Consider the following 23,030-nt stretch of genomic DNA (forward strand, 5'->3'; position numbering starts at 1 on the left):
TCTCTAGATCACTTCGACGTGCCGGTCGGCCCGTACGGCGTCGAGCAGCAGGTCGGTGACGGCCTTGGGGCTCCCGCGGAAGTAGAAGTGGCCGCCGTCGACCCAGTAGAGGGTGGGCGGGGTACGGCACTCGTCGTTCCACTCCCGCATCTTGTCGGGGTGCAGGTAGGCGTCGTCCCGGCCTGCGATGAGGGAGACCTGCACCTCCAGCGGAGCGGCCGAGTGGTAGCGGTATCCGGCGGCCATGCGGAAGTCCGCGATCACTCCGGGGAGCAGCAGGTCCAGGAGTTCGTCATGAGCCATGACCTCAGGAGGGAGTCCCTCGAAGAATCCCAGGTGCTCGGCGAATTCCTTGCCCTCCAGGGCAGCGAGATCCCGCACCCGCTGCGAGGGCGCCAGTACGGGAGCGGAGATCCCGGACACGAAGAGGTGACGCAGAGCCGGCAGGTCACGGAGTCTGCGGGCGGTCTCGAAGGCGACCAGTCCGCCGAGGCTGTGTCCGAACAGATAGACCGGACGGTCGCCGTGGGCGGCGCCCCCGGCGTCCCGCTCCTCGGCGCGGATCGCCGCCGCAGCACCATCGGCGAACTCTTCCAGCGTGGGGCGCGGTTCGGCCGCCCGGTGACCTCGTCCGGGCGGGCAGACGGCGGCGATCTGTGCTTCGTCGCCCAGTTCGGACTGCCAGGCGAGGAACGAGCGGGGGTCTCCGCCGGCGTGGGCGAAGAAGTAGACACGAGGCGTGTCTGGTGCGCCGGGTCCGCCGGTCACGAACCAACCGGAAGGGCGTGCGGGAGCGGTCATGCTGTCACCTCCGTCGTCGGGTGGTGCGGGTCGGGCCCGCGCAGCCGGAAGGAGCGGGTACGGGAACGTGACGGGTCGCCCGGCCGTATGTGCAGCTCGCCGAGGCTCGGCTGCAGCACGACCGCCGCGACTGTCCGCTCCCGCCGGATGTCGCCGTTGCCCTCGACTCGGATGGGTGCCTCCGACAGCACGGCGAAGTGGTCCTCGACGCCCGCGTCGGGCGGCAGTGCGGCCAGTTCCCCGCGGCAGGTGTTGAGCCGCAGCCGGGAGAAGTTCCGTGCGAAGACGTTGAGTTCGTCGTGCGGGGCGAAGTCGGGGTGCAGAAAGTGATTCGTGTGGGTCGTGATGTCGGCCTCGGCGATCCGGCAGTCGTCTCCGAGGAACTCCACCCATGCGGTCTTCTCCGTGTCGCACAGGACGAGGGTGCGGGAGCTGGTCAGCTTCAGGCCGCGCAGGCAGTCCACCGCTTCGTCGACGCAGGAGGCGGTGTCCAGCAGGTGTCGGATGGCGAGGTACGGCGGCAGGCCGGGGCGCCAGGTGCCGCCGAGCACGAGGTTCAGCCCCACCGCGAGTCCGTCGCTGTTGACGCCGAGGTAGCCGAGCAGACCTCCGAAGCTCAGGACGAGGGTCTGCCGGGGCGAGCCGACAGGGGCGACGTGCACCACGCTGATCTGGTCGTCGAGATCGCCGTTGAGGTCGACGGTCTGCGCCAGCACGGGCGGGGCGCCGCCGCCGGACCGGGCGTAGGTCGTGCAGTCGCCCGCCGTCGGTATCCGCCGGTAGTCCATGATCTCGCGGCGCAGCTGAAGCAGCAGGGCCTCGTCCTCGCTCAGGCCGGCCCCCGCCGCCAGGCCGCGTATCTCCTCCATCAGCCGTGGCGTCTGGGCCTCGATCTCGGCGCGGTGGGCGGCGAGCACCGGCCGCAGAGAGTCCAGCGAGACCGGATCCGGCATGATCCGGGCGAGCCGGGCCAGGCCGTCGCCGACGAACCCGCGTAAGCTCGCGCCTCGCTCCGTGCCGTGGCGGCGGCCGCACTCGTAGGGGTCGCCGTAGGCCCGGACGAACGGAACCTGCAGATCCGACTCGGTCCCCGCCCTGGCCCCGGTCCCTGTCCGGGTCATGCCGACTCCGGCCGGCGGGTCACCTTGGGCCGGGTGAGCAGCTGTTCCCGCACCTCGGGCCATTCGCCCCGCAGCACGCTGTAGTAGACAGCGTCACGACGTCGGCCGCCGGGCATCGGGTTGAAGCTGCGCAGCGTTCCCTCCTCGATGGCGCCGATGTTGCGCAGGCCCTGGCGTGCTTGGAGGTTGAGCACGTCGGTCTTGAACTCGACACGGTCGGCGCCGAGTTTCATGATGGCGTGCTCCAGCATGAGGAACTTCGCCCAGCGGTTGATTCCCCGCCCCTGGAACTTCGTGCCGAGCCAGGACCAGCCGATCTCGAGCCGTCCGTCCGCCTCGGCGATGTTGCAGAAGCTCATGCTGCCCGCCGTACGGCCGGTCGGCTTGTCGATGATGTGGTACACGACGCGCCGGTCGGCTTCCTGGTCGGCGAGTGCCGTGTCGAAGAAGGCGTCGAATTCGGCGTCGGTCTCGATCAGCATGACGAAGTAGCGCCAGATCTCCGGGCTCATGGCCGGCTCGCGCAGCGCTTCGCGGTCCTCGGGGATGATCGGGCGGAGCAGGACGTGGTCGTTCTCCAGGGTCGTCCTGGCGATCTGTGCCCAGGTCATGTCAGGCCACCTCTCCAGCGTGGCGCGTCAGCGCCTTGGTCACATCGCGCAGCGTGGTCATCTCCGCGACGTCGGGTTCGGTGAAACTTGCCAGGCTCACTCTGGCGTCGTCGCAGGCCGACATGAGGAACAGGACCTTGTTGAGCGAGGTCAGCCCGTAGACGCCAGCCATGTCCACGTCGAGGTCAAGGTTGTCCGCCGCGATGTCGGATTCCAGCACCCGGGCGAGGTTCTTCCTGGCCACGGTCTCGATCTTGGAGTCGGTCTCAGGCTGCATGGACGCTTCCCTGTGTGTCGTTGACCTCTGAGCGGTAGGTTTCGAGGATCCGTCCGCGCCGGGGCTTGAGCTGGGAGGTCAGCAACCCGTTCTCCACGGTGAACCGGCCACGCGCCACCACGACCTCGCGGATCTGCTCCTCTGCGCCGAATGCCGCGTTGGTACGGGCGAGTTGCTCGGCGATGGCCTTCTCCTCCTCCGGTCCGACCGTGTCGCCGGCCGGCGAGACCACGGCGACGAGGTGCGTCTGTTTGAGGCAGAACACCACACACTCTTCGATGGCCGGGCTTGTCCTCATGTGTTCCTCCATCGGCCGTACGACGATCTTCCGGCCGTTGTTTTGCACGATGACGTCGTCGGCACGGCCACTGATGTAGAGGAAGCCGTCCTCGTCGAAGTGGCCGATGTCGTTGGTCCGCACGGTCCCGTCCGCGCCGAAGACGTATCCCGACACGCCAGGCGGCGCCTGCTCGTAGCCCCGGCACACAGGGTGGTCACTGCGTACGTGAATCACGCCCTCGGCGTCCAGCAGAACCTGCTTGCCCGGGAGCACGCGTCCGACACTGCCCACGCGGTGGGCGCCGGGGTGATTCTTGGCAACGATGCACGTCTCGTTGAGCCCGTAGCCCTCGAAAATCGGCAGCCCGACGCTGTTGAAGAACCTCAGCGTCCCGGCGCTCGCCGGGGCCGAGCCGGTCCACAGGTAGCGGATGCGGTCCCCGAACAGCCGCCGGGCGGCGGCCCTCGCCTCGTCGTCACCCCCGGCCGCCGGGCCGCCCGCCTGTGCCTCGATGTGTTTCTTGGCCGTCTCGAAGAAGCCCGGTACGCCCATCACCACCGTCGGCCGGATCTGCCGGAGCGCGGGGAAGGCGGCCTCATAGGTGCTGATGGTGATGTCATGGCCGAACCGGAGGGCGGAGTACATCCAGTATCTCTGCTGAAGCACCGACAGCGGGAGGAAGACGAAGAGGTTGTCGTCCGGCCCGTGCGCGAACATCTCCTGGACGGCCAGCAGGTCGCTGTCGATGCTTCCGACGCGGGCCGTGAGCGACTTGGGCTCGCCCGTACTGCCGGAGGTGAGCTTGAGCGATGTCACGTCATCGGGCGTGTAGACGACCGGCGGCAGTACCTGTCCGGTGGCCTGTTCGGCAGCCATGCGCACGACGTCGCCGAGGGTCCTGACGCGGGGGTTGTCCGGCCTGGCGTCGTCCGGGCGGTCGGTGAACAGCAGCTGTAGCCGGTAGCGGTCGGGGAGGGCGGGATCGGCCGTGGCGAACTTCGCAGGGTCGAATCCGACGGTCACCGCGCCGAGCCGCAGGGCGGCGAGGTCGAGCAGCATCCATTCCAGGCAGTTCGCGGCGAGGATGCCGATCCGTTCCCCTCGGGCGATGCCGAGGTCTCGCAGGGACAGCGCGAGCCGTCCGGCGCGTTCATACAGGTCGGTGAGTTCCAGGGTCTCGATGCCACCAAGCCGGAAGAAGGAGATCCGGTGTCCGGCCGCGGGGGGCCCGGCGACGATGTGGTTGATCACGGATGGTTCGGTCATGTTGCGATCCCCTCCCTCTCTGTGAGGGACGCGCCGATCCAGTTCGCCATGGTCCGTACGGTGTCGACCTCGGGCAGCCGGTCCAGCGTGATGGTGCGGCCGAACCGCTTGCGGATACCGGTGAGAATGCGCGCGGCTGTCAGGGAGTCGCCGCCGAGGTCGTAAAGAGCGCGGGTGACGTCCAGGTCCACGTCCGCGATCTTCAGCACCTTCGCCCACACCCCGGCGACCTGGCGTTCCAGCTCCGTGTCAGGCGCGGAGAAGTCGAGGGCAGAGGGCTCGGGGCTGTCGCCGGAGGCCGTCAGCCGTGCCCGGTCGACTTTGCCGTTCCTGGTCAGCGGGAGGCTGTTGTACCAGAAGACGGCGGTGGGAATCATGTAGTAGGGCAAGTACCCTCGCAGTGCCTCGCGGATCGACTCGGTCCGCGGGCGTTCCTCTCCGGTCGGTACCAGGTGGGCGACGAGTCGGCTGCCGTGTTCCCCGCCCTGCCGTGCGACTACGGCCCGTTCCACGCCATCCAGCGCCGCCAGCCGGGTCTCCACTTCTCCTGCCTCTATGCGGTAGCCGTTCACCTTGATCTGGAAGTCGCTGCGGCCGAGGATGTCGATCTCGCCGTCGGGGAGATAGCGCCCCAGGTCGCCGGTCCGGTAGAGCCGTTCGTCCCGTACGGCGTCGTGGACGAATCGCTCCGCCGTGCGAGCCTCGTCGCCCCAGTAGCCCCGGGCGAGGCCGGTGCCGGCGGCCCAGATCTCGCCGGTCACCCAGTCGGGCACGTCACAGCGGTGCTCGTCCAGGACGTAGGCCCGGTTGTTCCCGTTGGGCCTGCCGTACGGGATGCTGCGTGAGCCGTCCTCATCCTTGCGGATCGGGTGCAGAACGTTCCAGACCGTGGTCTCCGTCGGTCCGCCCAGCGAGACGATCTCCAGGTCGGGCTTGAGCCCGCGCAGGGTGGCGGGCAGCGTCGGGGGGATGCGGTCACCGCTCATCATCACCAGCCGCAGCGCGGCCAGTGCCTCGGGTCCGTCGGGGCCCTCTGCCACGGCCTGGTCATGGAGGAGCGAGACGATGGCGGGTACGGAATTCCAGACGGTCACGCCGGTGTCCCCGCACCGTCGCAGCCAGTGCTCTGGGTCGGCCGCCTTGTCCGCGTCCGGCAGGACGACGGCGGCTCCGGTACAGAGGGCGCCGAAGACGTCGTAGACGGACAGGTCGAAGTTGAAGGCGCTGATGCCGAAGAGCCGGTCCGTGGGTCCGACGTGGAAGCGGGCGGTGCAGTCGGCGACGACGTTGGCGACGCTCGCGCGGCTGACCATGACGCCCTTCGGCTCGCCCGTCGTGCCCGAGGTGTAGAGGACGTACGCAAGATGGCCGTCGTCCGCCCCGGGGACCACGCGCGGATCGGGCGGTGTACTGGGCGGCAGGGACCTCCTCGCGTCAAGAGTGAGGACGTTGTAGCCATCGTGCGGGCTGTGGTGGTCGAACTGGTCGTCGGTGTTGGTCAGGACGTGGCGTACCCGGCCGTCAGTCAGCATGTAGTCGCGCCGTGCCGTCGGCAGCGCGGCGTCGATCGGCAGGTAGGCGGCGCCGGCAAGGAGGGTGGCGAGGATACCGATCAGCTGCTCGGGTCCCCGGTTCATAACGAGGCCGACCAGTTCGTCGGGGGCCGCGTTCTGCTCGCGCAGCCAGGCGGCGGCGTGCGCGGCGTGCCCATACAGTTCCGCGTAGCTCAGGGTTCCCGTGCTGGTCATGACGGCCGGCGCATCGGGGGCGCGTTCGACATGGGCGAGGAAGGCATCGGTCAGCATGCCGGGCACGGGCGGCGGGGTCGCCGTGTCATTGGCGGTCTCGCGGCGGCGGCGCTGGTCATCGGGGAGCAGATCGAACGTGGTCGCCTGCCACGCCTCGTCCGTCAGCAGGGCTTCGAGGAGCCGCTGGAAGCCGGCGACCATGTCCTCGACCATTCCGTCGGGGAACAGCTCGTCGACGCTGTCGAACTGGACGGCCACACCGCCGTGCTGTTCGAACGCGGAGACGTCGAGCCAGACCTGAGGCGTCTGACTGGAGGTGTACACCTCCGGACCGAACAGTTCCAGCGTCGAGCCGTCGATGTCGGCGTGCACATATCCGAGGGCACTGTTGAATGTGTACGGCAGCTGGCTCTGGGCGGTGCCGCCTCCGCGCCGGGCCAGCTCGCGCATCACCTCGATACCGGAGAAGTGCCGGTTGTCCAGTTCCTGGCGGAGCCGTGCCTGAAGCGTGCGGGCCCGGTCGGCGAAACTGGTGCTGCGGTCGACGCTGACCTCGACGAGCATGGTCTCGCAGAAGTTCCCGACTGCGTCGAGGATGCGCGGGTGGATCGGCGGACGGTTGGCAACCGTGGTGTTGATCGTGAAGCGCGATCCGGCACCCCAGGCGGCGAGCGTGTCGGCATAGACCGCGTACAGCAGCGCGGAGGGAGTCAGTCCAGCGTCGGCGGCGCGGGCCTTGAGGGCGGTCCACGCCGGCTCGGCCATACGTGCGAACCGCGCAGTGAACCGGGGTTCGCTGATCGACGACGGGCTGGTCCGCAACGGCAGAGCGGGGCCGGGGGCGAGGTCGTCCAGCCGCTCCAGCCAGTGGGCGCGGGCGCGCCGGGCCGGGGCACGGGTGCGGGCGGCCTCCAATGCCGCGATATACGCCTCGAACGAGGCCTCCTCGGTGTCGCCGGAGTCCTGGGAGCCGACGTCGCCGTAGGCGAACCACCAATCCCGGAAGAAAAGGAACATGCTGGTGGCGTCCATGATCAGTCCGTCGTGGTCGACGTGCAGGACCATGCGGTCGTCGGCCAGGATCGTGACGTCCGCCGCCAGCAGCGGCGCTTCGTCGAAGGGGAGGACGCGGTGCGACCGCTGCTCGCGCAGGGCGAGCCTGCGGTCCCGTTGAACGTCCTCGCGTTCGCCACGCAGGTCGATGCGCCCGATGCGCACGTCGACGGCGTCCTCCTGCACCTGCCTGCCGTCGGGGGTGAAGCGGGTGCGCAGCGCTCCGTGGCGGGCGACGACCGCGCGCAGTGCGGTCTCCAACCGGTCGAGATCCCAGACGCCCTCGAACTCGTGGTAGACGTGGCTGGCCACGTTGCCGATCTCGACGTGCTCCCCGCGGCCGACGAGATAGCTCTGTTGCAGGCCGGTCAGCGGGAAGCCCTCGGTGATGTCGAGGTGGGCGATCAGTTCGGCCTTGTGCGCCCTGATGAGGCCGAGGAGTTCGGCGTCCATGCGCTCGCGCGGCCCCTGGAGCTTGAGATCGGCGCCGGTGGAGGTGAGGGAGAGACCGCGCGCCTCGATCTCGCGGAGTACCTGTACGTGGCTCATGTCGTCACCTCCTGGTGTGCCGCGACGACGTCGGGGTCCACGCCGTTCGTGATGAGGGCGGCCAGGTCGGCGACGGTCTTGGCACCCAGCAGGTCCTCCATCGGCACATCGGCGCCGACGTGCTCGGTGATCTGGTACTGCAGGGCGATGGCCTGCAGCGATTCCATGCCCAGCTGGACGAGCGAGGCGTCCTGGACGGGCTTGTCTGCAGGCAGTCGCAGGCCCTGGCGGACCAGGTCGCTCAGCCAGGGGAGCAAGGGCGAGGCCTCGCCCTTGGACGCCGCAGCCTGGGGTGCGGCGGGTTCGAGTCCGGGTCGAGGTGCGGAGTCCGGATCCGGGGCCTGTTCCCCCGGATCGGCGAAGAACTCCTGCCGGGCGAGGTCGACCGTGGTCCCGGCGGGCACCAGGTTGACCGTGCTGGGCCATTCGGCCGGCGGGGGTCCGCCGAGGGCGGCGGCCAGACGGGCCGCGAACCTCGGCATGACGGGGGCGGCACAGGTCGCGAGCAGGCGTGCGGCGGCGAGTTCGAGGGCGATGGCGGTGCGGGCCTCGTCCTTGCAGCTCTCGACGTCCGCCGCGGGGGCCTGGAGCCGCGCGAAGGCCGTGACGTCCTCGACCATACCGTTCAGGGCCTCGGCCGCCTGGTTGAGGGAGAATCCGTCCTGCCCGAGACTGCCCGTCACGGCCGACAGCCGGGTCTCCAGCCGGGCCAGGAAGGCCGCGTGCTCCGGCGTCCAGGTGCCGGCGTCCGGGGCGGCGCCGTCGTACCGCTTCTCGATGCGGTCGCCGAGTCCGTTCAGCCAGCCCTGCCAGGTGCCGATGAGGGTCTGCCGTATGTACGTCTCGTACGCACCGCGTTCGAAGTTGGTGGTGCGGCCTTCGGGACGGGTCAGCGCGAGGTAGAAGCGTATGGCGTCGACAGTACGAGGGCTGAGGATGTCCTTGCCCCAGATGACGTGGCGGCGGCTGGTGGAGAACTTGCTGTCGTCGAGCAGGTAGAACTCGTTGATGTGGTAATCGATGTCCGGGGTCCAGTCCGGGTGAGCGAGCCGGTAGAGCGCTGGGACGAACATCGGGTGGAAGAAGCTGCCGTCCGAGCCCAGGAAGTGGACGATCTTCCAGTCCTGCTCGGGCTCGTCCGCCTTCCAGGACCGGCCGAGGTCGCGGCCGACCGCCTCGATGCCGTGGAGGATGCTGAAGGCGTAGTCCAGCCACGACCAGATGACCTGGCCCTTCACGGCCGTCTCGGCGGGCTGGACACCCCAGGTGGCGGAGTGGGTGACAGCGATGTCGAGGTGCTCACGGCGGGAGAGCCGTTCGGCCAGCGCCTTCACCGGGGCCGGGACGCGGCCGAGACGGTGGTGGGCGGTGATGTCCTTCGCCAGCCGGTGCAGAGGCAGGGTGTAGCGGATGGCGGTTCCCTCGCGGGGCGGAGCGTCGGACGAGGTGGAACGCGGGTCGGTCAGATCGGTGCAGGCATTGGGCTCCAGGCAGGCCTCGCAGACGTTCCCGCCGGAGTCCGCGTCGCAGGAGGGGCAGCGGCCGGTGACCGCGGACTCGAACAGGTACTCGCCGCTCACGGCGTCGAAGAGGGCCGCGCCCGGGCGGGGGGCCACAGCACCGGAGGCCGTCAGACGGGAGAAGAACGCCCTGAGGGCGTCTGGATAGGCGCCGTCCTGGCTGGTCGCGGTGTACTGATGGACATCGATGTCCATCAGTCGAAGGGTGGCGAGGATCTCGGCGCTGTAATGGGCGGCGGTCTCCGCCGGGCCGCGTCCTTCTCGGCGGCCCGCGGCCACGACGTAGCTCTGGTAGTCGTCGCTGCCGGTGATGTGCCAGGCGTCGGCGCCGTTCATGCGCTGGTACCGGACGAAGACGTCGGCGCCGAAGAACGGGCCGGACAGGTGGCCCAGATGGAGGTCTCCATTGGGGGTCGGGGCGGAGGAGAACACGAACATCGGACGGGCGCCGAAGCGGCGGCGACCGGTGTCGGCCGCGGCGCGCCCGGCCCTCTCTGCATCGCGCCAGTAGAGGCTGAGCAGCAGCAGATCGGTGTCGCCGGTGTTCTCGACGGAGTGCGTCTCAAAGGGCTCGAACTGGACGACGGTGGAGGCGTGCACGGGGTGGCGCTCGGCGTCGACGGTCAGATCGCCGCTCCCCGAGACGATCACCCAGGTCTCGGTCTCGTCATGCTGGTGCGCGTCCGACCGCGCGCCGGGTTCGACGCTCACCCAGGCGGCTGCGACACCCAGGCTTGCCGCAGCACCGGTGTCGAGGGAGGTGACGTCGATTCCGTAGGACTTCTGTAACTGGGCGACGCTGTAGTTGCTGATCTTCACGAGTGGCTCCTTTGGTTCTGTGCCGGATGGGACCGGTAGGCCGGCAGACGCAGCAGGTCGACGGCGTCCGACGCGATCGCCGGGGCGAGGCGGTAGCCCGATCCGCCGGCGGCGCCTGCGAAGACGATCCGTCCGTCGGCGTCCAGGGCTCGTACTTCCGGTTCGCCGGTGCTGCTGTAGGCGTCGCAGAACACCCGGCCCGACAGGGCCTGTTCGGCGAGTTCCGGAACGTACCGGCGCAGGCTCTCCCTTGCTTCGCCAACGTTGTCGGGGGACAGCCCGTTCGCTGTCGCCCCGGGATCGACGTCCCATTCCTGGCAGGTGTAGCTGAACAACCAGTGCCCCCGGTCCTTCAGAGGCAACAGGAAAGCGTCCTCGTCCTGAAAGACGACGGCGCGGTCACCGGCGGCCGGCGGCCGGTCGATGTGGAGAGCGATGATCTTCTTGACGCGGGCTCCGAGCGGGGCGACGAGGTCCCGCCAGGCGGGTGCGGCAAGCCAGGGCCCGGGGGCGAGGACGACCTGATGTGCCGTCAGTGTCTCGCCGGTGCTGAGCCGCAGCGCCACGTCTTCGCCGTCGTGGGCGCGGTCATCGGCATCGGGTTCGATCGCCTCGACCCCCACGCCTTCGCGAAAGCTCACCAGGTGGCGCAGATCACGTGTCAAGGCCTGGACCAGGGCGTACACGTCGGCGTACTGGGCGCCCTCGCAGTTCCAGGCCTGGGACTTCTCCGGGTGGCGGATGCCGAGCGAGCCGCCGGTGGGGCCGTCGGCCGGGGTCAGTCGAGCGCTGTCGAGGTAGATCTGACGGAGCCGGGGTCCACTCGCCTCCGAGGCGACGACGGACAAAGCGATCCGGTGGATCGACAGCGCCGGGTCCAGGTCCCTGAGCTCGGCGTAGTAGTCCTGGCTGTACCGGGCCATGCGCCGTACCCGCTCCGTGGCCCCGCGCGGGCAGTGCAGTCCGGCCGAGCGCCGGCTCGCGCCGCCTCCGACGGTCTCGCGGTCGAGGATCACGACGGACGTTCCGGGCGCGCGAGCGGTGATGTGCCGGGCGATCAGGCAGCCGACGATTCCGCCGCCGACGACGGCGATGTCGGCCCTGACCGGCATTAGAGCCCGCCCAGCTCGTCAACCCGGGGTTTGGCCGACCATTCCACGAAGGATGGCAGCTGTTCGTCGGAGCCCACGCCGACGATCCGGTCGAAGATGCGCCGGCTGCGCCAGGCGGTGAGGCTCAGGTTGGGATCCGCCAGGCCGCGCTGCCCACGGGAAGCGTTCTGCATGAAGATCCTGCGATCCTGGGGGCCGTCCCACTGGACGGCGAAGTCCTGGTCGATGCGGTACTCGTCGCCCTCGTGCTCCAAACGGCCGGCGAGGGGCTCGAGGAAATCCGTGGGGGCGGGGCGGAAGCCGGTAGCCCACACGATGACGTCCACATCGACGTTCTCGGCAGTGTCAGGCTTGTCGTTGTGGTCCATCTCGATGGTCCATCCGCCCGATTCATCCCCGGTCACATCGGTGACGCCCCGGTTCGGCAGAAGGGCCACGAGGTCCTCGTTGCGGTGGATGAAGCGGTGCTCGTAACAGCGCTGGTAGATCTCCCGCAGTGTCGATTCGGAAATTCCGTCGCTGGTCAGCACGTTCTTCTTGTTGAGTGATTGCCTGGCCTCCCGGTCCAGTCCGAAGAAGTAGTCCGAGTAACTCGGAACGTAGTACTCGTTCGTGAACGGGGAGTCGTCGATGGGAAGGTAGTTTTCCCGGCGTGATATCCAGGTCACGCGCCTGGGTAATTCTTTTGGCGGGCGTGCTATTAGGTTAAGAAAAGCCTCGGCGCCGGACTGACCGCCACCGATCACGGCGATGCGTTTTCCGGCCAGATTCTGCGTCTCGGCGGTGAAGTCGGAGACGTGGAGTTGAGTCTCGCCGAGCTTGCTCCGGGATGGCTCTGGAACCCATGGAAGGGTGCCGACACCGACGACGACATTATCCGCTTTCAGGGTCCGCCGACTGGTGTGTACTACGAACGACCCGTCGAACTCGACGCCGAGTACCTTCTCTCCGAAAACAACGTTCCTGTTGCGGCGGCTGGCCCATTCCAGATAGTTCCGGAACTCCATGCGCGGTACCGCGTCGTACTGCGCGTTGATGAAGTGGTAGATCTTCCCCTGCTCGTGCAAATACGACAGGAAAGAGAACCCGTTCGTCGGGTCGGACAGCAGGACGAGGTCCTTCAGCATTGAGACCTGCAGCGTTGCGCCGGGCAGCTGCTGGCCGTCGTGCCAGCCGAACTGTTCCTTCTCGTCGAGGAAGAGGTTCGGGACCCCCGATCGGCCATGTAACAGCGACGCCAGGCTCAGATTGGCCGGGCCGACCCCGATACCGAGGCACTGGTAGTGCGTTGATTCGCTTTCTGCGGTGCGTGTACTGCTTTTTGCGACAGATTTTCCCACAGCGTCGACACACTCCCAGCACTGATGTTACTGATCATCTGACGGAATTCTAATTTTCGCGCGAATATCCATCCTTAGGACGGCGCTATAGAACAGCCCCAGCGAGATCTGAAAGATCGTCACGTGAGAGCTTATCGACAGATGCTTTTCAGTGAGCGGCCCTTGCGGCATGGCGAAATTCGGACGGTCGGCATGCAGCGAACTCCGGACATGTGAATATTCAACTCATTTTCACGCGCCTCCCGCTCGTGTTCGCCGCTTGCCTTGCGTTCTCGGACTTGGAGAGATTGAATGCGCCGTCCCGAGGTCGCCACCCTTCACGTCGATATCGATGATCTCCCTCTACCTCAAACGCCAATTGACATTAACACGAGATTTACCGAGTGCCAACAGTCATGTCAGATTGATTGGCATGTGAAAGTTTTTGGACAACTTTCGAGACGGAATCGATCCGCTGGCTACAGGGCTTGCCGGGAATCAACACGTCGGTTTGATCTTGGTTTTGTCGGGGTCGAGGAACCTGGCGACGTCTTCCCGTGTGCGGAATCGGGCTGTTGAGTCGGGGAGGTAAACACCATGGGCTTCCAGGAGCGGGCGGACGTCTTTCGCTGCGCGGCTGATGGTCATGGCGGTGGTGTTGAAGGGGACTGTCACGCTGGCTGACTGGGTGGGATGATCTTCTGGTTGGTCCAGCGGGGAGGGGTCGTCCGTGGACAGTGCGCCGCCGTCGTACAAGTGGCAGAGCCCAGGCGCTACCGGGGCCTACTGATCGGCAACGCCGCCTTCCCTCGCGACCCACACGCCCTTCCTGCCCTCAACGGCCCTCGCGATGACATCAAGCAACTACGGAAGGCGCTGACCGATCCGCAGATCGGGCTGTTCGATCCCGCCGATCTCGAGGCTGTGCGCGACAGTGGCATTCAGGAACTCAGGGGCAAGGTCGCCCCTCGTTCTGGGCCCTGATGACTTTGAACGTGCTGGTCCAGGTGTCGGTGAGGTAGGCCACGTCCTGGCGGAACTTCTCGACCGTGCCCAGGTCGCCGGGGCGGATGGTGATCGACTGCTGGCTCTGGCACAGGTTCCGTGCAGCGGTTGCTGTGCATGATGAGGGCAACATGACCTGCGTCTCAACGATGGGGCAGTGATCCCGAAGCTAAGGTGCGGTGATGGGCAACGACTCTCTCCTCGGCCGCGCCACCCGTCTCGTTCCGCTGTCCGTCGATCACGCAGAAGCGCTGTTCCCCTCAGCGTCGGATCCCGAGGTCTGGCGTTGGATGCCCCGGCCTCGCCCAGGCTCCCTGATAGAGACGCGGGAGATGATCAGTCAGATGCTGGCGGACCGGGCCAGGCGGTGCTTCGCCGTCCAGCGCCTGACGGACGAGGCAGTGATCGGCTCGACCAGTCTGTACGAGCTTGACCCCGCTGAGAGCCGCGCCGAGATTGGTGCTACCTGGTTCGATCGTGCTTGCTGGGGCGGTCCCTACAATGCCGAGTCCAAGCTGCTGTTGTTGACACACGCCTTCGACGATCTGGGCCTTGTCCGAATTGCCTTGCGCACCGACAACCTCAACATACGGTCCCAGCAGGCGATGACGCGGCTGGGACTGGTCAAGCGGACAGGGGAGACGCGGGTCCATACGATGGCCGGGTGACCGCCCGTCCGACAGTTACCTGCCCTTGGCGGGGCGTGTGCCGTCCTGGCGCACCATGTGGCTGCGCAACGTCCCTTCATGTCTGGTCGACCATCCGCACCGAGATCCGGATGACTCCCTCGTCATCCGCCGGCGGACTGTCCTGGCTGCACGCGGCCCGGGTCGCCGCGTCGGCGAACTTGCCCTGCAGAACCAGTTCCGGCCCCTCAGCGGCTTCGGTGTCCACCCACACCGCCGGGCGGTTCCCGCCGCCCGAGTTCGCGGCGCCGGGCAGGAGGCGTCCGACCGCCAGTCCGGCGGCATGGGGGCCGGCGAACCACAGCTGATCAGCGTCTCCGACAACACCGGCGGAATCCGCCTGCTCTCGAACATCGCCGAAGGCCACCCCCGCATCACGAAGTCGTGGGTCGACAGCGGCTACCGCACCAAGACCATCGACCACGGAGCCCGCCTCGGCATCGACGTCGAAGTCACCCGCCGCGACCCCGCCCAGAAGGGCTTCAAGGTGATCCCGCGACGCTGGGTCGTCGAGCGAACCTTCGGCTGGCTCATGCACCACCGCCGCCTCGCCCGCGACTACGAAACCCACCCACACCGCTCCGAAGCCATGATCAACATAGCCATGATCGACCTCATGAGCCGAAGACTCACCCGCGAATCAACCCACAACTGGCGCGACAGTTGACCGGCCGCAGAGTCGGGCTCCTGCGAATCACAGCAGGTAGGGCCACAGGCTAACGCTTGTCCGCTCCACACTGATCTCGACCAACGTTCCATCGACAGCAGTCGAAGGCGGCGGCTCGGCGAGGTCGAACAGGATGAGGGTTCCAGCTACTTGCAACACGGCTCCGCCATCACCCGTCAGGCTCAGCTGCCCCCGAAAGACGATCCGACCGTCCTCCTCCTCATCCACCCCGGGTGAATATGAAGTGGCCGGTCGAGTATTGACGCCCCAGGCCACGTCCTCTTCAACAGTCCACTCCACATGATGTTCGCGGCCCACCGCCGTCGGATCGCCGCACCAGAACGCCACAGCGGCACCCGCCTCCGAGCGCACCCGAACCGTCGCGCGCCCGTCGGCGACTTGCCCCACCGCTTCTACATGGACCAACACCCCGCAATCATCCACGGCAGCACTGCATTCCCAAACACCCTCGCCAGGACGAAACGCTCTTTCAGCTGCGCCGCGCGCACGGCGGCCCGCTCCGGGTCCTTGCCCAGGCCGTTCTTCTGGCCCTTGCGGCGGAGGTTGGCCATGTGCTGCCCGATGGGCACCATCGCCTCGCCCTCGCCCTCGCCCTCGCCCTCGTGTCGGCGTACACAGTTACGTCCTCAGCTTCGTACGGATGAATAGGGACAGTTGTTGGTGCGGTGAGGCGTGTTGCTCGGCACTCTGCTGCTTGTTGGTGAGGCAGTGGAGAGGAGTCTGGCGATGCTCTTGGACGCGGAGCGTTGGTTGGAACTGCGGCGCTTCCGGGGGCTGCTGGAGTCCGGGTCGCTGAGCTTGTCGGAGATCGCCCGGGAGACGGGGCTGGATCGCAAGACGGTCCGGAAGTACCTCTCGTCGCCGGGTCCGGCGACGCCGCCGCGGCGGTCGCCGAACGGGCGGTCCCGGGCGAGGGTGATCGACGAGTTCGCGCCGCTGGTCGATGCGATGCTGCGGGCCGAGGTCCTGATGAAAGCCGCGGTGATCCATGAACGTCTGGTGGCGGAGTACGGCTTCACCGGGAATTACCAGCGGGTCAAGCTCTACGTTCAGGAGGCCCGCCCCAGGGTCGCCGAGGACCTCGGGATCACGCCGAAGGAGCTGGCGGGCATGCATCGCCGGTTCGAGGTGATCCCCGGCGCCCAAGCTCAGGTGGACTGGGGCGGTGCGACACGAGGTCGCGCATATGAGTGAACTCGCAGAGTGGAGGCCGGTCATGCCGGTTGCGTAGTTCTCGGTCAGTGTTCGAGACCGATCTCCGCCCTGACGTGCGCTCTACGGGCCCTGCCCGCAGAGGGTGCGAAGCTCAGGGAAGACGCCCAAGGGCCCCCGATCCGTCAGGGGGAGCAACCGGGCAAGGAGAAGGCCGGACGGGCGAACGCGAGTGAACCCCCTGTGATGCCTCGTCATCCACAAGCCCGGGGAGACGGAAAGAACACCGGGCGATAGGACCTGGCCGCCGGAAGAGGCGGCGAGCGGCGACCGGAGCCTGCCCCGTCGGTCGCATGAACACCGCTGGTCCCGGGGTTTAGGGGGCGCCCTCCCCGGTCGCGTCTCGTATGCGCGGAACGTGGAAACCCCGTCGGGGTCCGGGCCATCTGGCTCGGTAGGCCGATCGCAAGAGGGGCGGAAGCCCCCGGCGGGACAGGATGCCCAAGAAGCGGATGCCGGCTGCCGAAAGGCAACGGGACTCGTGACGCCATGGCCGCCTCTCCAGGCGGCTGTCACGGGGAACGGCCGGATGCCGGTCCAGGCGACCTGGCCCGAAAGGGCGCTGACGTGGGCTGGTGAGCCTTTGAACGCCGAGGCCGAGTGCCTCTCGAACCGAGGGACATGTTGGACACCATTGCGGTGAACGGACCCGAGGACGTTCTCGACTGGGACGCCATTGCCTGGCGGACTCACGAGGAGAACGTAGTGAGGCTGCGGCGCAGGATCTTCAAGGCGACACGAGAAGAGGACTGGGCCCAGGTCCGGTCCTTGCAGAAACTGATGCTGAGGTCCTGGTCGAACACGCTGGTAAGCGTGCGGCAGGTCACTCAGCGCAACGCTGGGCGTCGGACGGCTGGGATCGACGGGGAGACAGCTTTGTCCCCTGAGGCCAGGGCGGCGGTCGCGATGCGGGTGCATCGCACGCGTTCGTCCTGGGACCCCATGCCCGTCCGTCGTGTGTACATTCCGAAGGCCAATGGCAAGCAGAGACCGCTCGGCATTCCCGTGATCTTGGACCGGTGTCATCAGGCACGGGTTCGCAGTGCACTGGAACCCGAGTGGGAAGCCCGGTTCGAGCCCCGTTCCTACGGGTTCCGCCCCGGGCGAAGCTGCGCTGACGCGATCGGTTCCCTGTTCTCCACCCTCAGCGGGCCACGCGCCCGCCGATTGTGGATTCTGGACGCTGATCTGTCAGCTGCGTTCGACAAGATCGGCCACGCTCGGCTGCTCGATTCGCTCGGTTCGTTCCCGGCCAGGGAACTAATCGAGCGGTGGTTGAAGGCCGGAGTGGTCGACAAAGGGCAGTTCATTCCGACCGAGGAGGGCTCTCCTCAAGGCGGTGTGATCAGTCCGTTGTTGATGAACGTGGCCCTCCATGGGCTGGAGGAGGCCGCAGGGGTCCGCTACCTCACCACCGGCACACACGCCGGGGATGTGGTGGCAGGCTCTCCGATCTTGGTGAGATACGCCGACGACATGGTCGCCTGCTGTCACTCCAGACAGCAGGCCGAGCAGGTCAAGGCACAGCTTGCGGAGTGGCTGGCGCCCCGGGGGCTGGTCTTCAACGAGGACAAGACGCGCATCGTCCACCTCGAAGAGGGCTTCAACTTCCTTGGGTTCAACGTCCGCCGCTATCGACGCGGCAAGCTGCTGATCAAGCCGAGCGCGGAGGCGGTCAGGCGCATCCGGAAGAGGCTCGCGGACGAGGTGCGCGCTCTGCGCGGCTTGAACGCGACGGCGGTCATCGCCAAGCTCAACCCGATCGTGCGGGGCTGGGCTGCCTACTACCGGGGGGTGGTGTCCAGCAGGATCTTCACGGCGCTGGATCACTACGTGTGGTGGCTCACCTACCGGTGGGCCAGACGCATGCACCCCAACAAGTCGAAGAAGTGGATCGTTCGACGCTACTTCGGCAGGTTCAACAAGTTCAGGAACGATCGGTGGGTGTTCGGAGATCGCGCCAATGTGCTCAACGACCGCGGTGAGATCCCGATTCTCCTCAAGTTCTCCTGGACGAACATCGTTCGGCACCAGCTGATCGCAGGCGGGGCGTCACCCGATGACCCCGACCTGACGGACTACTGGGTCAAGCGGCGACGGAAGGTCAAACCCCCGCTGGACAGCTACAACTTGCGCCTGCTCGCCAAGCAGGACGGCCGCTGTCCGCTCTGCAAGGAACACCTTCTCACCGCCGATCAGCCCCCGCAATCGCCCCAGGAATGGGAACGGTGGTGGCTGAACGTCGTCAAGAGAGCGATAGCCGCCGACTATCTCACTCACCACGGACGGCCTGACGCGCCGAGCACGGACCGAACACGCCTCGTGCACGCCTCCTGTCACCGCAGGCTTCGGCCTCGCAGCCGCAGGAGAACAGCAGTTGCTGCACTCTCGTGAAGCCCAAGGGGCTTGCTTGAGCCGAGGTGCGGGGAAACCCGCTCGCCCGGTTCTGAGGGGGCGGGGACGCAGCAATGCGTCCCCGCTACCCGACACGAGGGCAAGATCCTCGCGCATACGGGCATCGGGAAGGTCTATTCCTTCCACATGACCTTGTCGTACTCCCGTGATCCGTTCTGCTGTTTCACCACGAGCCAGGATCTGGAGACCTTCTTCGAGTGCCACCGACGGGCGTTCGCGCACTTCGGCGGGGTGCCGATGACGATGGTCTACGACCGCACCAAGACCGTCGTGCGCCGGCATGTCGCCCCTGGTGAGGCGGTGCCCCTGCATCCGGAAGCGGTCGGCTTCGCCGGGCACTACGACTTCGATATCGATGTGCTGGCCGCCTACCGGCCCACCGGCAAGGGCCGGGTCGAACGCCAGGTGCTGATCGTCCGCGACCACGTTCTCTCCGGGCGGGCCTTTTCCTCGACCGAGGAGATGGACGCCGCGTTCACGACCTGGGTGCCCCGGCGGCGGGCCCAGATTCACAAAACCCACCGTGAGGTGATCGGGCACCGGGCCGCCCGGGACCATGCAGCCCTCAAGACGCTGCCGCCGGTCCCGTATCTGGTGGCCGAACGGCACCTGCGGCCGGTCGGCAAGGACTGTCTGATCGCGTTCGGCGGCAACCTCTACTCGGTGCCCGCCCGCAAGGTCCGCCCTCGCCAGCTCGTCGAGATCCGGGCCACGAAATCGCAGGTCATGCTGCATTCCACGGTCCCCGACCCGGGCGGCGAAACACTGCTGGCCATGCACCCCAGGGCGGTCGGCCGCGGGGTCCGCGTGGTCGAGGAAACACACTGGGACGGGCTGCCCACCGGCAAGAACCGCCGAACGACCACCGGCGAAGGGCCCTGACCCCGGGGCTCGTTCCGGCCACGGCGGCAACAACGGCTCGATCAGCGCCCACAAATCATCGTCCACGATCCACGGTCGAGTACCCACACCCTCACGAACGGCCGAATCGTCACACCGGTTACGCCCCACCAGCACACTTCAACAAGATCGTGTTACGAGCTCTTATGGAGGAGACGACTACGGTCGCTGCACTCCTGCCTGCGGTGAACGGACCCGAGGACGCGACTCTCGACTGGCACAGCATAGACTGGGCCGAATGCGAGGAGAACGTACGGCGGTTGAGGCAGAGGATCTTCAAGGCAACGCGGGATGGGGACCTGAAGAAGGTCCGCAACTTGCAGAAGCTCATGCTGCGAAGCCGAAGCAACACGCTGGTCAGCGTGAAGCGGGTAACGCAGCAGAGCAGTGGTCGCAAGACCGCTGGCATTGACGGGGAGCGAGCTCTCACGCCTACGGCGCGGGGAAAGCTGGCGGCCGAGGTCCATCGGTCGTCCCAGCCCTGGAAGGCCAGGCCGGTCAAGCGAGTGTTTATTCCGAAGAGCAACGGAAAACAGCGGCCCCTTGGTATCCCGGTCATCCGTGACCGGGTTCTTCAAGCGCAGGTGAAGAACGCGCTTGAACCTGAGTGGGAAGCACGGTTCGAACCGAGGTCATACGGGTTCAGACCGGGTCGTAGCTGTCAGGACGCGGTATCCGCAATCTTCTGGACGTCTTGCGGTAGGCACGCAAAACGTCTGTGGGTTCTGGATGCGGACCTGTCAGCGGCGTTCGACCGCATCAACCACGACCACCTGATGGACTCTCTCGGACTCTTCCCCGCCAGGGAACTGGTCCGAGAATGGCTGAAGGCGGGCGTGATTGACCGCGGTCGGTTCGCACCAACTGAGGAGGGAACGCCGCAAGGCGGGGTAATCAGCCCTCTGCTGCTGAACGTTGCACTGCACGGATTAGAGCAGGCCGCGGGGTGTCAATATCGAGTGGTCCGAGAAGGGCGAGAGCCCAGCTCGGCACCGGGCACTCCAGTGCTGGTGAGGTACGCAGACGATTTCGTTGTGCTCTGTCACAGCGAAGTGGAAGTGCACCAGGTCAAGGATCGCCTGGAGGAATGGTTGCGGCCGAGGGGTCTTCGCTTCAACGAGGAGAAGACGCAAGTCGCCCATATTGAAAAGGGTTTCGACTTCCTCGGTTTCACCGTTCGTCGCATAGGCGGAAAACTGATCATCAAGCCGAGCAAGGCAGCCTGCAAGAGGCTTCGGGCACGACTAAGGGCCGAGGTTAAGTCCCTGCGCGGGACCAATGCTGAGGCTCTGTTGCGCAGGCTGGTCCCAATCGTCCGTGGCTGGGCCGCCTATTACCGAGGGGTGGCGTCCTCGACGACCTTCACGTCGTTGGACCACTACATGTGGCGGCTGACCTGGAAATGGGCCAGTCGTCGTCACCATAACAAGCCGGGGTACTGGGTTATGGAGCGGTACTTCGGACAGTTCCACCCGTCCCGGCGAGACCGGTGGGTATTCGGCGACCGCGATAGCGGAGCCTTCCTGCCAAAATTCGCCTGGACAGGCATCGTCCGTCACTCACTCGTCAAGGGCAGGGCGTCCCCGGACGACCCCGCGCTGAGCGAGTACTGGCACAAGCGCCGCCGGAGAAAAGCGCCACCGCCCATGGACAAGACCAGTCTTGCCCTGGCAGTGCGGCAGAGAGGGCTTTGTCCTCTCTGCAAGCAGGCGCTGATCGTCGGGGCCGAATACGAACCTGACAGCCCACGTGAGTGGATCAATTGGTTCGCGGCCTCGAAGAAAATGCTTCACAAGCATCACTTCACCTACCGACGAGACGGCGGCACAGACGAGCGGAACAATCTTCGCCTCGTGCACTCCGAATGCCACCGCCAGCATCACGCGGGCGACGGCAAACGGGCCACACAACCCTGCTGACCTGCGAAGCCCTCGGGGTTTACTTGAGCCGGATGCGCTTAATGGCGCACGTCCGGTTCTGAGGGGGCCGGATCACGGCAACGCGATCCGGCTACCCGACTCCAGCCCGACCTCGACCCGCGCAAGGTCAAAGACCTTGCCACCCTGTCCTTCGTCGAGGCCAAGGCCAACGCGGCCCTGCTCGGGCCGCCCGGGGTCGGCAAGACCCACATCGCGATCGCGCTGGCGGTCGCTGCCTGCCGGGCCGGTTACTCGATCTACTTCACCAGCCTCGACGACATGGTCCGCAACCTCAAAGCCGCTGAAGCGGCAGGACGATTGACCAGCAAACTCCGCTCCTACCTCCGGCCGAGCGTTCTCGTGGTGGACGAGGTCGGCTACCAGCCGCTCGAACGCGCCGAGGCGAACCTGGTCTTCCAGGTGATCTCCAAGCGCTACGAGAAAGGCTCGATCATCCTCACCTCGAACAAGACCTTCAGTGAATGGGGCCAGGTCTTCGGTGACGAAGTCCTCGCCACCGCGATCCTCGACCGCCTCCTGCACCACTGCGAAGTCGTCCCCATCAACGGCCCCAGCTACCGGCTCAAGAACCGCCTCAAGGCCATCGACCGCGAGACGGACGTGGCCTGACAGGTGGGGACGAAGAAAGGTACGGGACTGGGGACTTAAGTCCGTACGCCGACACATGCTCATCCGACGCTCGACGAGCCGCTACCGCTGGGACGGCCGCCCCACCACCCGACGCCTCAAGTGATCCATTTGCCGGTCGGTCTAACTGATCATTTCAGAATGAGATCGGTGTGTTGGCTTGGCAGTTGGGTGTTGTGTCGGCAGGATCTGCCGGGTGTCTGCTGATCTCGTGCCCGATGACCTGTGGGAACGCATAGCCCCGCTGCTGCCTCCTCGTCCGCCTCGGCGGCACCGGTATCCCGGGCGGCTGCCGGCCGATGACCGTGCTGCTCTGCGGGGCATCGTTTACGTGCTGCGCAAAAGTGTGAGCTGGCGGGACGTCCCTGCGGAGCAGGTGGGCTGCAGTGGGGTGACGGCCTGGCGGCGTCTGCGGGACTGGACCGAAGCCGGAGTCTGGCCCCGCCTCCACGAAGTCCTGCTGGCAGAACTGCGTAAAGAGGGCCTGCTGGAGATGGACGACGCTGCGATCGACGGCTCGCACGTCAGGGCCCTCAAGGGGGGGCTCACACCGGACCTTCGCCGGTCGACCGCGCACGCCCCGGCAGCAAACACCACATCATCGTCGACCGGCACGGAACCCCGCTCGCCGTTGCTCTGACCAGCGGCAACCGCCACGACGTCACCCAGCTCATGCCACTTCTGGACGCCATACCGCACATCCGCGGCCTGCGCGGCCGGCCCCGCCACCGGCCCCGGCGACTGTTCGCCGACCGTGGCTACGACTACGACAAGTACCGCCGCCTCGTCCGGGCTCGTGGGATCACACCGAAGATCGCCCGTCGCGGCACACCGCACGGCTCCGGCCTGGGCAGGACCCGCTGGGTCGTCGAGCGGACCTTCGCCTGGCTGCACCAGTTCAAACGCCTTCGGATCCGCTACGAGATACGCGCCGACCTCCATCTCGGTCTGCTCCAACTCGCCTGCAGCATCATCTGCTTGAGACGACTCCGAACCGCATTCTGAAACGATCAGTAAGCCTCTCCTTGACGCTCTCCCTGGCCCGGTCCTCGACCCGCTCCTCAACCGGGAAACACCGGCG

At 66.8% G+C, this 23,030-nt stretch carries 17 protein-coding genes and 5 pseudogenes; 8 read left to right on the forward strand and 14 right to left on the reverse strand.

The window, feature by feature from the left end; genetic code table 11:
• Window positions 1-3: 3 nt before the first annotated feature.
• The 10 genes from OHA98_RS40785 to OHA98_RS40830 form a co-directional block, all read right to left on the reverse strand.
• A complete protein-coding gene (locus OHA98_RS40785; RefSeq protein ID WP_266933348.1) occupies window positions 4-801 on the reverse strand; it encodes a thioesterase II family protein in 798 nt (265 codons plus the stop codon).
• Window positions 798-1,922 carry a C45 family peptidase gene (locus tag OHA98_RS40790; protein ID WP_266933350.1) on the reverse strand — a complete coding sequence of 375 codons (1,125 nt, stop codon included), beginning with the start codon at window positions 1,920-1,922 and terminating at the stop codon, window positions 798-800. The genes OHA98_RS40785 and OHA98_RS40790 overlap by 4 nt, the downstream gene beginning before the upstream one ends.
• Window positions 1,919-2,533, reverse strand: coding sequence for a GNAT family N-acetyltransferase (locus OHA98_RS40795; RefSeq protein ID WP_266933352.1), 615 nt, complete (start codon window positions 2,531-2,533; stop codon window positions 1,919-1,921). The genes OHA98_RS40790 and OHA98_RS40795 overlap by 4 nt, the downstream gene beginning before the upstream one ends.
• Before the next feature lies 1 nt (window position 2,534).
• On the reverse strand, window positions 2,535-2,810 hold the full coding sequence (locus tag OHA98_RS40800) for an acyl carrier protein (protein ID WP_266933354.1): 276 nt from the start codon (window positions 2,808-2,810) through the stop codon (window positions 2,535-2,537).
• Entirely contained in the window at window positions 2,800-4,356 is a 1,557-nt protein-coding gene (locus OHA98_RS40805) for an AMP-binding protein (RefSeq protein WP_266933356.1), read from the reverse strand. Before OHA98_RS40805 ends, OHA98_RS40800 begins: the two co-directional genes overlap by 11 nt.
• Entirely contained in the window at window positions 4,353-7,706 is a 3,354-nt protein-coding gene (locus OHA98_RS40810; protein WP_266933358.1) for an amino acid adenylation domain-containing protein, read from the reverse strand. Before OHA98_RS40810 ends, OHA98_RS40805 begins: the two co-directional genes overlap by 4 nt.
• Window positions 7,703-10,045, reverse strand: a complete 2,343-nt coding sequence (locus OHA98_RS40815) for a class I tRNA ligase family protein (RefSeq protein WP_266933360.1) — start codon at window positions 10,043-10,045, stop codon at window positions 7,703-7,705. The genes OHA98_RS40810 and OHA98_RS40815 overlap by 4 nt, the downstream gene beginning before the upstream one ends.
• Entirely contained in the window at window positions 10,042-11,157 is a 1,116-nt protein-coding gene (locus OHA98_RS40820) for an FAD-binding oxidoreductase (protein ID WP_266933362.1), read from the reverse strand. The genes OHA98_RS40815 and OHA98_RS40820 overlap by 4 nt, the downstream gene beginning before the upstream one ends.
• Window positions 11,157-12,497: a lysine N(6)-hydroxylase/L-ornithine N(5)-oxygenase family protein gene (locus tag OHA98_RS40825; protein WP_266933364.1), complete on the reverse strand. Its 1,341-nt coding sequence runs from the start codon at window positions 12,495-12,497 to the stop codon at window positions 11,157-11,159. The genes OHA98_RS40820 and OHA98_RS40825 overlap by 1 nt, the downstream gene beginning before the upstream one ends.
• A 928-nt stretch (window positions 12,498-13,425) precedes the next feature.
• Window positions 13,426-13,614, reverse strand: a complete 189-nt coding sequence (locus tag OHA98_RS40830) for a hypothetical protein (protein WP_266933366.1) — start codon at window positions 13,612-13,614, stop codon at window positions 13,426-13,428.
• Window positions 13,615-13,663: 49 nt separating this feature from the next.
• Here OHA98_RS40830 and OHA98_RS40835 point away from each other — a divergent pair, with 49 nt between their 5' ends.
• On the forward strand, window positions 13,664-14,149 hold the full coding sequence (locus OHA98_RS40835; RefSeq protein WP_266933367.1) for a GNAT family N-acetyltransferase: 486 nt from the start codon (window positions 13,664-13,666) through the stop codon (window positions 14,147-14,149).
• A 76-nt stretch (window positions 14,150-14,225) separates the two neighbouring features.
• Here OHA98_RS40835 and OHA98_RS40840 read toward each other — a convergent pair whose 3' ends face one another.
• Window positions 14,226-14,375 carry a hypothetical protein gene (locus tag OHA98_RS40840; RefSeq protein ID WP_266933369.1) on the reverse strand — a complete coding sequence of 50 codons (150 nt, stop codon included), beginning with the start codon at window positions 14,373-14,375 and terminating at the stop codon, window positions 14,226-14,228.
• A gap of 105 nt (window positions 14,376-14,480) precedes the next feature.
• On the opposite strand from OHA98_RS40840, the pseudogene OHA98_RS40845 reads away from it, so the two are divergent.
• Window positions 14,481-14,834, forward strand: a pseudogene (locus OHA98_RS40845) (transposase); the annotation flags it as partial.
• A gap of 27 nt (window positions 14,835-14,861) precedes the next feature.
• Here OHA98_RS40845 and OHA98_RS40850 read toward each other — a convergent pair.
• A complete protein-coding gene (locus OHA98_RS40850; protein ID WP_266933371.1) occupies window positions 14,862-15,263 on the reverse strand; it encodes a hypothetical protein in 402 nt (133 codons plus the stop codon).
• Window positions 15,248-15,427 carry a hypothetical protein gene (locus OHA98_RS40855; protein WP_266933372.1) on the reverse strand — a complete coding sequence of 60 codons (180 nt, stop codon included), beginning with the start codon at window positions 15,425-15,427 and terminating at the stop codon, window positions 15,248-15,250. Before OHA98_RS40855 ends, OHA98_RS40850 begins: the two co-directional genes overlap by 16 nt.
• Before the next feature lie 154 nt (window positions 15,428-15,581).
• Between OHA98_RS40855 and OHA98_RS40860 the strand changes: the two are divergent.
• From OHA98_RS40860 to OHA98_RS40870, 3 genes and pseudogenes are all read left to right on the forward strand, one after another.
• Window positions 15,582-16,019 (forward strand): annotated as a pseudogene (locus OHA98_RS40860) (IS21 family transposase); the annotation flags it as partial.
• Between the two features lie 669 nt (window positions 16,020-16,688).
• Complete coding sequence (gene ltrA / locus OHA98_RS40865; RefSeq protein ID WP_266933374.1) at window positions 16,689-18,461, forward strand: group II intron reverse transcriptase/maturase; 1,773 nt, start codon at window positions 16,689-16,691, stop codon at window positions 18,459-18,461.
• A gap of 96 nt (window positions 18,462-18,557) precedes the next feature.
• Window positions 18,558-19,364: pseudogene (locus OHA98_RS40870) on the forward strand (DDE-type integrase/transposase/recombinase); the annotation flags it as partial.
• Here the strand turns inward: OHA98_RS40870 and OHA98_RS40875 are convergent.
• Window positions 19,323-19,433, reverse strand: a pseudogene (locus tag OHA98_RS40875) (IS5/IS1182 family transposase); the annotation flags it as partial. The pseudogenes OHA98_RS40870 and OHA98_RS40875 sit on opposite strands and share 42 nt — an antisense overlap.
• A 95-nt stretch (window positions 19,434-19,528) precedes the next feature.
• Here OHA98_RS40875 and ltrA (OHA98_RS40880) point away from each other — a divergent pair.
• The 3 genes and pseudogenes from ltrA (OHA98_RS40880) to OHA98_RS40890 all read left to right on the forward strand — a co-directional run bounded on the left by ltrA (OHA98_RS40880) (window position 19,529) and on the right by OHA98_RS40890 (window position 22,954).
• Entirely contained in the window at window positions 19,529-21,301 is a 1,773-nt protein-coding gene (gene ltrA / locus OHA98_RS40880) for a group II intron reverse transcriptase/maturase (protein WP_266933376.1), read from the forward strand.
• A gap of 108 nt (window positions 21,302-21,409) precedes the next feature.
• A pseudogene (gene istB, locus OHA98_RS40885) lies at window positions 21,410-21,931 on the forward strand (IS21-like element helper ATPase IstB); the annotation flags it as partial.
• A gap of 214 nt (window positions 21,932-22,145) precedes the next feature.
• Window positions 22,146-22,954 (forward strand): IS5 family transposase gene (locus tag OHA98_RS40890; protein WP_266927470.1). Its coding sequence is split into 2 segments (ribosomal slippage): window positions 22,146-22,494 and window positions 22,494-22,954, totalling 810 coding nucleotides; the frame shifts between segments, so codons are not numbered across the junction.
• Window positions 22,955-23,030 lie beyond the last annotated feature (76 nt).

This window comes from Streptomyces sp. NBC_00654 (assembly GCF_026341775.1).
Lineage (GTDB): Bacteria > Actinomycetota > Actinomycetes > Streptomycetales > Streptomycetaceae > Streptomyces.